Source organism: Actinoplanes sp. NPDC051851 (genome assembly GCF_040681165.1).
In the GTDB taxonomy this organism is placed as follows: Bacteria; Actinomycetota; Actinomycetes; order Mycobacteriales; family Micromonosporaceae; genus Actinoplanes.
Genome location: NZ_JBFAYF010000040.1, coordinates 84,222 through 93,941 on the forward strand (window position 1 = coordinate 84,222; position 9,720 = coordinate 93,941).

A 9,720-nucleotide genomic window follows, 5' to 3' on the forward strand; every position below is an offset into this window, starting at 1 on the left:
GGGCCGGGGTGGTGGGATGGGCGCGTGGCGAGGGTCGGGCGAGCGTGGTTCTGGGTGCTGAACCGGACCGTCAACCGGGTCGCGGTGTGGGCGGTGCGCCGCGGGCGGGGGCCGCTGTCGCTGGTCAGGCACGTGGGGCGGCGGACAGGGCGGGCCGACGAGACGCCGATGCTGCTGGTGCGGCTCGGTGGGGACTTCGTGGCGGAGCTGACCTACGGGACGGGTGCGGCCTGGTACCGGAACGTGCGGGCGGCCGGGCGCTGCTCGGTCCTGCACCGCGGGGTCGAGTACGAGATCGGGCGGATCGAGCCGCTCGAACCGGCGATCGGGCGGGCGGCGTTCGGGGTGGTCGTCGCCGTGCTGCTGCGCCTGACCGGGCGGCGGGACTACTGCCTGCTCGCCGTGGCCGCCGCGGGACAGCGGGGCTGAGCCGGGCGTCCGGTGTCGTGGGCGGGTGGTTGCGCGGGGCGGTGCCGGGCGGGGCGGTCTGTACCCCCATCCAACCGCCCCGCCCACCACCCTTGAAGCGGACTGCAGACTGTCACCCCGCTGCGAGACCGGGAAGTTGATCTTGAGGTGGGAGGGGTGAGGGGGAGGGCGTGGTGACCGTGTGCGAGCGTGGCGTCATACGATCGGTGTGAAGCAGCGGACATGACGGAAACGGGTGACGATGGAGACGTTGGAGTTCCAGGCAGAGGCGCGGCAGCTGCTGCAGCTGATGGTCCATTCGATCTATTCGAACAAGGACATCTTCCTGCGGGAGCTGATCTCGAACGCTTCGGATGCGCTGGACAAGCTGCGGCTGGCGAAGCTGCAGGACGGGCTCGAGGCGGACACCTCCGATCTGCACATCGAGATCGAGGCCGATGCGGACGCGCGGACGCTGACCGTGCGGGACAACGGCATCGGGATGACCCGGGAGGAGGTCGTCGAGCTGATCGGCACGATCGCCAAGTCCGGGACGGCCGACCTGCTGGCGAAGCTGAAGGAGGCCAAGGAGAGCCCCGAGCTGATCGGGCAGTTCGGCGTGGGGTTCTACTCGACCTTCATGGTGGCCGACAGGGTGACGCTGGTGACCCGGAAGGCGGGGACCGAGGGGCACGGCACGCGCTGGGAGTCGGCGGGCGAGGGCACGTTCACCATCGACGACGCCGAGGACGCGCCGGTCGGGACCACGGTGACGCTGCAGCTGCGGCCGAAGGACGAGGACGACGCCCTCTACGACTACGCCGCAGAGTGGAAGATCAAGGAGATCGTCAAGAAGTACTCCGACTTCATCTCGTTCCCCATTCGCAAGGGTGACGAGGTCCTCAACTCGCAGAAGGCACTCTGGGCGCGGCCGCGCAGCGAGGTCACCGACGAGGAGTACCACCAGTTCTACCGGCACATCAGCCACGACTGGTCGGACCCGCTCGAGATCATCAACATGAAGGCGGAGGGCACCTTCGAGTACGAGGCGCTGCTCTTCATCCCGTCCCGCGCGCCGCACGACCTGTTCCAGCGGGACGCGCGCCGGGGGCTGCAGCTCTACGTCAAGCGCGTCTTCATCATGGACGACAGCAAGGAGCTGATCCCGGACTACCTGCGCTTCGTCAAGGGCGTGGTGGACGCGGCCGACCTGTCGCTGAACATCTCCCGGGAGATCCTGCAGCAGGACCGGCACATCCAGATGATCCGGCGCCGGCTGGTCAAGAAGGTCCTCTCCACCATCAAGGACCTGATGACCAACGACGCCGAGAAGTACGCCACCTTCTGGCGGGAGTTCGGCCGGGCGGTCAAGGAGGGCCTGCTCGGCGAGCCGGACAACCAGAAGCAGATCCTCGACATCGCCTCGTTCGCGACCACCGCCGGGGACGAGCCGACCACGCTCGCGGCCTACGTGGAGCGGATGAAGGAGGGGCAGGAGGAGATCTACTTCCTGACCGGTGAGTCGCGTTCGCAGGTGGTGAACTCGCCGCACATGGAGGCCTTCGCCGCGCAGGGCTACGAGGTGCTGATCCTCACCGACCCGGTCGACGAGATCTGGGTCGACGCGGTGCCGGAGTTCGACGGGAAGAAGCTGCGCTCGATCGCCCGCGGCTCGGTCGACCTGAAGAAGGACGACGAACAGACCCCGGAGCCCGAGGGTGACTTCGGGCCGCTGCTCGGGTTCCTCAAGGAGAAGCTGGACGAGCAGGTCAAGGAGGTCCGGCTCTCGCACCGGCTGACCACCTCGGCCGCGTGCCTGGTCAGTGACCAGGACGACATCACCCCGGCGCTGGAGAAGATGTACCGGGCGATGGGGCAGGAGGGGCCGCGGGTCAAGCGGATCCTGGAGCTCAACCCGAACCACCCGCTCGTCGCGGGGCTGCGCGGGGCGCACGAGAAGGACGCCTCCGGGCTCGGGGAGACGGCGGAGCTGCTCTACGGGACGGCGCTGCTGGCCGAGGGCGGGGACCTGGAGGACCCGGCGCGGTTCGCGAAGCTCCTCGCCGACCGGCTGGCCCAGACGGTCTGATCCGAGGCCCTGATCCGAGGTTTGATCCGAGGCCCTGGGTCGTGGCGCCGATGACCGTGCGGCGCCACGACCCAGGAGTCCCTCACACCGTGACCGTGATGGCCCCGGTGTAGCTGCGGCCGGCCCGGAGCGTCGTGGTGACACCGTCGACGGTCAGGGTCGGCGTGGTGCCGGCGGCGGTGGTGACGCTGGAGTCGGAGCTGACGGTCAGGCTGCTCAGGTACGACGTCCCGGTCACCAGCCAGGTGGAGCCGGCGGTCAGCGTGACGATGACACCGTTGTTGACCACCGCCTGCGGGGTGTTCGTCACGACGCCGAGCTGCTGGTAGTTCCCGTAGGTGTTGAAATCGATCGGGCTCTCCTCGTGCACGGCGAGGCTGGCCGAGATGACCCCGGTGACCGTCGCGTCGGTGAAGGTCAGCACCAGGTTCTGGCCCTGCAGACTGCCGACCCCGCCGCCGAGGACGCCGTTGTAGAAGTCGCCCTCCAGGCTGATGTGCGAGAACGCGCCGGTCGCGTCCGCGGTGTGCGCCGCCGTCGGGTCGAAGCTCGACGACTTCACCGCCGCGGCGGTCGGCTGGGTGTACGCCTTGGTGTACTCCGCCGACCACGGCTTGCCGGTGACCGTCACCTTGCCCGGGTTGTCGTTGTCGATGACCTGGTAGATCACGCCGTTGCCGGTGGTGATGGTCGCCCCGTCCGAGCCGTCGACGATCACCGAGGAGGCGACCGCCTTGGACAGGAACGTGGTGTGCGCCGTGGTCACCGTTGTGCCGCCGTCGATGTACACGGGCCCGGTCGAGTGCCACATGAACCCGAACTTGCGCGAGGTCAGCGACGAGCTCTGCGCGGTGATCGAGCTGATGTCCGTCGTGGTCAGGCCCAGCCCGAGCGAGGTGTTCAGGTCCCGGACGACCGACGCGCCGCTGTCGCCGTAGTGCAGGCTCTCGCCGCCCCAGATGATCGCCAGGTAGGTGCCGACGTCCAGGGTGGTGCCGAGGAAGTACTCGGTGGGGTTGCCGATCGCGTACGAGCCGTAGCCCTCGTCGCCGAGGTGCCTCCCGGTGCTGTTGATGACGACCAGCGCGGCGTCCGACCCGCCGAACGCGCCGCTGTCCACCGACCAGAGCGCCCACCGGTCGTTGGTGATCGTGGTGTTCAGGTAGGTGGCGCGGGTGTCGACGCCGAGCAGGTTGGTGGCGCGGACCGTGCCGTACATGCCGAGCAGCCACGGGCAGGTCATCATGAACGCGGGGTCGCCGGTGTTCACGTACTCGTCGGACGGGGTGCCGTCCTGGACCGTGATGGTGCTGTTCTTGATCACCGCGACCGCGCCGTCGTCGATCACGATGCCGTCCCGGACCACGCCCGCGTTGGTGATGGTCGCGCCGTCGACCACCAGTGACGTGGTCGACCCGGTGCCGACGATGCCGGTGCCGTATCCGATGAAGTCGGTCCGCCCGTTGCCGGTGAAGGTGATCTCCGGGTCGGTCAGCGTGTACGCGCCGCCGGCCACGTAGATGCCGTTGAACGCCTCGCCGTTCGAGACGACCGTCGCGCCGGTGGCGCCGCTCGCGCTGAGCGTGCCGGAGATCGCGGCGAGCACCGACTTGCCGGAGTCGATGCCGTCCTCGCCGACGTAGAGCGCCTGCCGCAGCGGCCAGTCCCTGTCCTGGTAGGAGATGACGTTCTGCTCGGCGACGGTGAGCACCACCGTGCCGCTGTAGGTGCCGGCGGCGATCGTGGTGGCGACGCCGTCGTCGTCGTAGAGGCTGTCCAGGGTCGAGCCGACCTCGACGCCGTCCACGGTCAGCGTGAGGCTGTAGCCGTCCGGGACGGTGAGCGCGCCGCCCTCCTCGAGGACGACCTGGTCGTAGGTGGCGGTCGCGGTGACGGTGTAGGTCTCGCCGTCGGCGACGGTGAGGGTGTTCGCGGCGGCCAGTACCGGTTTCGCGCCGCTCAGCAGGATCGGGGTGGCGGTCGCGGCGGCGGCCGCGATGAGCAGGGAGCGGCGGTTGAGGTGCGTCATGGGGACTCCTGGTGGGGGAGTGGGTGGGGGCGGTCAGCGCCGGGGCTCTCGGGTCCGGCGCTGACCGCGGTCCATCGGGCGCCTTCTGCGGGCGCCTTTCGTGGGTGCCTTTCGTGGGTGCCTTTCGTGGGCGCCTTCGGTGGGCGCTTTCGTGGGCGCCGTCTTCGTCAGGCGCAGGTGCCGGTGAGGACTTCGACGGTGTCGGAGCCGCTGTCGGCGACCGCGAGGTCGGTCGTGCCGTCGCCGGTGAGGTCACCCGCGGTGACGGCGTACGGCGACGAGCCGGTGGTGATGTCGGTGCTGGTGACGGCGTTGTCGGTACCGACGGTGATCCAGGTGAGGGTGTTGACGGTGAAGTTCGAGACCAGCACGTCGGCGGTGCCGTCGCCGTACAGGTCGGCGGAGGTGACCGCGACGGCGCCGGTGGCGATCGGCGAGGTCAGGGCGGCGGCGAAGGTGCCGTCGCCGTCACCGCTGTCGTCGGCGTTCCCCAGGTAGAGGTCGACGACGCCGGCGCTCTGGCTGATCGCGGCCACGTCCAGGACGCCGTCGCCGTTCAGGTCGGCGTTGGTGATCGAGTAGAGCTTGGTGGCTCCGGCGTACGCGGTGGTGGTCGTGAAGTCGCCGGTGCCGTCGCCCAGGTGGACGACCATGCCGCCGCTGCTGGAACTGGCGGTGGCGGCGTCCAGGTGCCCGTCGCTGTTGAAGTCACCCAGCGTGATGCCGTGCGGGCTGGCTCCGGTGGTGAAGAACGATCCCGTGCCGAACGTTCCGTCACCGTTGCCCGGCAACACCACGAGCGCGTTGAGCCCCTGGACGATGCCGGTGATGTCGACCGTGCCGTCCTCGTCGACGTCGCCGAGCGCCACCGCCCGCGGCCGGTCGCCGACCGCGTACTGGACCTGATCGGCGAACGTGCCGTCGCCCTCGTTCAGCAGGACGCTGATCGCGCCGCCGCCGAAGTCCCCGACGACCAGGTCGGGTGCCGCGTCGCCGTTCACGTCGCCGGCCACCACCATGTAGGGGTTCGCACCGACGGCGTAGTTCACCGCGGTGCCGCCGTCCAGGACGACGCTGACCGATGCGGACTCCAGGTTGGCCGCGATCAGGTCGAGATCGCCGTCCAGGTCCAGGTCCGCGCTGGTCACGTCGCGTGGGTTGTCCTGGGTGGCGTAGGAGGCCGTCGACCCGAAGGTGAGCGCGCAGTCCGCGGCGAGCGCGGGCCGCGGTACCAGGATCACCGACGCGGCGAGCAGGGAGACGACGGCCGCCTTCATGCCGCCACCGCCGCGAGCCGGAAGCCGACCGTGTTCGCGCCGCCGTCCGGGGCCCGGCCCTCGCCGCGGTACCAGGTGGCGCAGCTGCGGGAGCTCGCATACCAGGAACCGCCCCGGATCGCGTTGACCAGGTCACCCTTCTCCTGGCCGTTGGTCGCGACGATCTCGCTGGACGTCCAGTCCCACGAGTTGCCGCCCATGTCGGCGAGGCCGGTGCCGGTGTCGCCGGCCGGGAACGCGCCGACCGCCGAGGTGTTGCCGCCCTCGTCCTCGATCTCCTGGAACAGGTCGGTGTAGACGAAACCGGTCCGGGCCGAGGTGTCGTACCAGCCGGTCAGCGCCCCGGTCGAGGAGATCGACAGGATGTCGGCGAGGATGGCGGTCTGGCCGTTCAAGGAGCCTCCGACGTACGTCACGGTGGTGTCGCCGTACGCCTCCAGGACGTACGCCGCGCAGACGGTGTTGTAGTTGCAGTGGCTGCTCAGCACGCCGTCGGCGTAGACGGTGTCGAGCGAGTTCCCCCAGGGGTAGGCGTACGTGTCCGTGCCGCGCGCCGCGTTCTCCCACTCCGCCTCGGTGGGCAGCCGGAACGTCCAGTCGGTGTACTGCCCGGAGAGCCAGTCGGCGTACGCGACCGCCGAGGTGTACGGGACGTAGAGCACCGGGTGATCGTCCTTGCCCGCCCAGTAGGCACCGTCGGGCCAGGCGCGGGGCGCCGTCCCGCCGGTGTCGTCCAGGAAGGCCTGGTACTGCGCGTTGGTGACCTGGTACTTGGAGAGGTGGTAGTCCGCGGTGATCGGCGAGGATTCCCCGGACCCGGCGTTCGAGGTGTCCAGCTGGAACGCGAACGCGCTGTCCGCGCCGAAGGCGACCAGCCAGTCGGGGTCGAAGACGTCGGCGGCCCGTGCGGGCCCGCTCACCGACAGCCCGGCTGCGCTGATCGCCATCCCACCCGCCGCGGCCAGCAGCGTCCGGCGTCTGAGTCTGGATCTTGCAGATGACACGTCGACCTCCTTGTCGCATTTGCCGTTGGGTATGGCAGGCGACAGTAATGTCGACAGTATCCTCGGTCAAGGGATCCCTATTGATCCACAGCAATCACTCCTCACAGGCTTCTCAAAGGTGCTGCTAGCAGCTCAGATAGTTGATTCTGGGAGTAGTTCGATGGCGCGGAACGCCGATGTCCGTCGACCAAACTGTCGACACATTGATTAACGCGGGGCGTGCCGCGCGACGTGCTCCGCGAAGGGCGCGAGCCCCACCCCGGCGCGGCGCTCGTCCATGCGCTCCGGGTCCTCGCACGGCCACGAGACCGGCGCGCCGTCCACCACCCCGGCGATCTGCGTGCCGTAGACCTGTGGCCGCCCCTCGTTGACCAGCACCCGGTCGCGGAGCATCGCGAGGTGCTGCGGCTCGGCCTCGCCCGTCTCGGCGGCGCGGGTCATCAGCTCCAGCGCGGTCCGCTGCAGGTCCAGCTGCCGGTCGGCGTGCTGGGCGATCAGCCAGGCCCGACGCGCGGCCTCGGCGCCGACCTCGGTGATCGCCGGCCAGCCGTGGTCCGCCAGGATCTCCGCCAGGCGCTCCGCGTTGCGCACGGTGACGCGGCGATGGGCGAGCCGTGCGGCGGGATCGTCGCCCTGCTGGAGTTCCCGATCCCGGTCGGTCATCGCGATCAATTCCTGGGCGAGTGTCTCGTTCGTCATCTGCGGAACCGTAGTTCGGCATTTACCGACGGCGATGCTCCCGGGATTTTAGATTGACGGATATCAATCTTATAGGCTTGTTGAGGAACGGCGGCGGGCACCGTGGCGGGTGTACGCGCTCACCTGTCCGGAACTGATCACGCCCGGCGGCAGGCGGCGGACCGGCCGGTCAGGGTTTGAGCGCGACGCCGCAGCGGCCGTCCATGGCCTGCGGGACCTCGCCGGTGCCGGGGCGCCACTGTGGGATCGGGACCACCCCCGGGGCGAGGAGGGTGAGGCCCTCGAAGTAGCCCTCGACCTGGGCCACGCTGCGGGCGTTGTACGGGTGACCCCGGTCCCTGGCGGCCTGGTGGCCCGAACGGGCGCTGCTGCTGGTGTCGGTGCCGTCGGAGAGGACCAGGTAGCTGCCGGACGGCAGGGCGCCGAGCAGGTGCCGGAGGATCTCCCGGGCCTGGTCGTAGTCGGCGACGTTGCCCAGGATGCCGAGCATGGTCAGGGCGATCGGCCTGCTGAAGTCCAGCGTGCGGGCGGCCTCGGCCAGGATCCGGCCGGGGTCCTCGACGTTCGCGTCGATGTAGTCGGTCGCACCCTCGGGCGTGCTGGTGAGCAGCGCCCGCGCGTGGACCAGGACGAGCGGATCGTTGTCGACGTAGACGATGCGCGACTCCGGTGCCAGGCGCTGGGCGATCTCGTGGGTGTTGTCGGCGGTGGGCAGCCCGGTGCCGATGTCGAGGAACTGGCGCACGCCCGCCTCGTGGACCAGGTGACCGATCGCGCGGCCGAGGAACCTGCGCTGCTCCCGGGCGAGCACGGCGATCTCCGGGAACCGGTCGAGGATCTGGGCGGCCAGCGTACGGTCGACCTCGAAGTTGTCCTTTCCGCCGAGGATGTAGTTCCAGACCCGTGCGCTGCTGGGCCGCTGCTGATCGATCGTCGCGTCACTCACACCGTCCACAGTGGCACCGGGCTCTCGCTCGCTCAAGGCTCGCGGCGCGGCCGCCGTCTCCGGCGATGCCGGCATGCCCCCGGTCGCCCCGCCGCCGCCGTCGACCACGGAGAGTGGTTACTCTGTCGCTTGTGGACGACATCACCCGCTTCTACCGGCAAACGAGCCCGACCTCCCGCCTCGGGCGCCACGACCATCTCGTGCCCGGTCTGCCCCACGACCCGGAGGCGCTCGGGGCCGTCGTCCGGGGACTGCTCGTGCACGACTCCGCGGTCTCGGGGCTCCCGGCCGACCGCAGGGCACACCGGGAGGCGGTCGGTGCGGAGCCGATCCTGGACAACGTGCTCGGACTCGACCCGGCGCCGCTGATCCGGGCGCGCCCGGCCGAGCGCCGGATGGTCGGCTTCTGCTACCACTTCGCGCTGCTGCACTGCGCCCTTCTGCGGGCGGCGGGCGTCCCGGCGCGGATCCGGTGCGGGTTCGCCTCCTACTTCGCGGCGGGGCTCTGGAGCGACCACTGGGTGGTGGAGTACCGGGACGACTCCGGCTGGGTGCTGACCGACCCGCAGACCGGTCGGCACAACCTGACCGTGGACGACTTCCAGGACGGCCCGACGGCGTGGCGCCTCTGCCGTGCCGGGGGTGCGGAGTCCCGGTCGTACGGGAACGGTGATCTGTGGGGTTGGGATGAACTGCGCGGGACCCTGATCAACGACGTCGCGGCTCTCGGGAAGGTCGAGGTGTCCGGCTGGTACTGGTGCGAGCGGCTGCGGGTCGAGCCGCTCGACCAGCCGCACGACGAACTGGACGGGTCGCTCGACACCCTCGCCCGTCTCGCGGCCACGGCGACCTCGGCCGGGGCGATCAGGGAGATCTTCGACCGGTACCCGGACCTGCACCCGCCGGAGGGCGCGATCGCGTGTTAGCCCGGTGCGTGTCGCGGAACGCCGCGAGGCGCCCCTTGCCGACGGCGTGGACCAGGCCGTCGGCCCCGACTCGGACCGCGCGGCCGTATCGCGCAACCGGCGCGGTTCGTCCGCTTGCCCCGGCGCGAAGCCCGGCCGGCTTGACGCAACCGCCCGGGGCGACCACCGCGCGGCAGCCAGACCGCGCACCGACAGGTGAGCGACGAGCCCGACCCCGTACCCGGCGGCGGGCAGGCCACCACGGAGCCACCGCTTGAAACCATGCAAGGTTGGGGATGGCCATCCTGATGGTCTCCGGCAACAGCCACGCCTACGACGTCGACGCGGGCCTGGTCGCCGGCG

Annotated in this window: 8 protein-coding genes; 3 read left to right on the forward strand and 5 right to left on the reverse strand. The window is 70.1% G+C overall.

Annotated features, from left to right (window positions below; genetic code table 11):
* Positions 1 to 24: 24 nt before the first annotated feature.
* On the forward strand, positions 25 to 429 hold the full coding sequence (locus AB0M08_RS31605) for a nitroreductase/quinone reductase family protein (protein ID WP_364501121.1): 405 nt from the start codon (positions 25 to 27) through the stop codon (positions 427 to 429).
* A 235-nt stretch (positions 430 to 664) separates the two neighbouring features.
* Positions 665 to 2,497: a molecular chaperone HtpG gene (htpG, locus tag AB0M08_RS31610; RefSeq protein WP_364501124.1), complete on the forward strand. Its 1,833-nt coding sequence runs from the start codon at positions 665 to 667 to the stop codon at positions 2,495 to 2,497.
* Between the two features lie 82 nt (positions 2,498 to 2,579).
* Here the strand turns inward: htpG and AB0M08_RS31615 are convergent, their stop codons facing one another.
* The 5 genes from AB0M08_RS31615 to AB0M08_RS31635 form a co-directional block, all read right to left on the reverse strand.
* Positions 2,580 to 4,526 (reverse strand): hypothetical protein, encoded by a 1,947-nt coding sequence (locus AB0M08_RS31615; RefSeq protein ID WP_364501127.1) that lies wholly within the window; start codon positions 4,524 to 4,526, stop codon positions 2,580 to 2,582.
* Positions 4,527 to 4,693: 167 nt separating this feature from the next.
* Positions 4,694 to 5,803, reverse strand: a complete 1,110-nt coding sequence (locus AB0M08_RS31620) for a VCBS repeat-containing protein (protein ID WP_364501129.1) — start codon at positions 5,801 to 5,803, stop codon at positions 4,694 to 4,696.
* Complete coding sequence (locus AB0M08_RS31625; RefSeq protein WP_364501132.1) at positions 5,800 to 6,807, reverse strand: formylglycine-generating enzyme family protein; 1,008 nt, start codon at positions 6,805 to 6,807, stop codon at positions 5,800 to 5,802. Before AB0M08_RS31625 ends, AB0M08_RS31620 begins: the two co-directional genes overlap by 4 nt.
* Before the next feature lie 207 nt (positions 6,808 to 7,014).
* A complete protein-coding gene (locus AB0M08_RS31630; protein ID WP_364501135.1) occupies positions 7,015 to 7,506 on the reverse strand; it encodes a DUF6624 domain-containing protein in 492 nt (163 codons plus the stop codon).
* A 169-nt stretch (positions 7,507 to 7,675) separates the two neighbouring features.
* On the reverse strand, positions 7,676 to 8,452 hold the full coding sequence (locus AB0M08_RS31635; RefSeq protein WP_364501138.1) for an SAM-dependent methyltransferase: 777 nt from the start codon (positions 8,450 to 8,452) through the stop codon (positions 7,676 to 7,678).
* A gap of 131 nt (positions 8,453 to 8,583) precedes the next feature.
* Between AB0M08_RS31635 and AB0M08_RS31640 the strand changes: the two genes are divergently transcribed.
* Entirely contained in the window at positions 8,584 to 9,378 is a 795-nt protein-coding gene (locus AB0M08_RS31640) for a transglutaminase-like domain-containing protein (RefSeq protein WP_364501140.1), read from the forward strand.
* Positions 9,379 to 9,720: the final 342 nt, after the last annotated feature.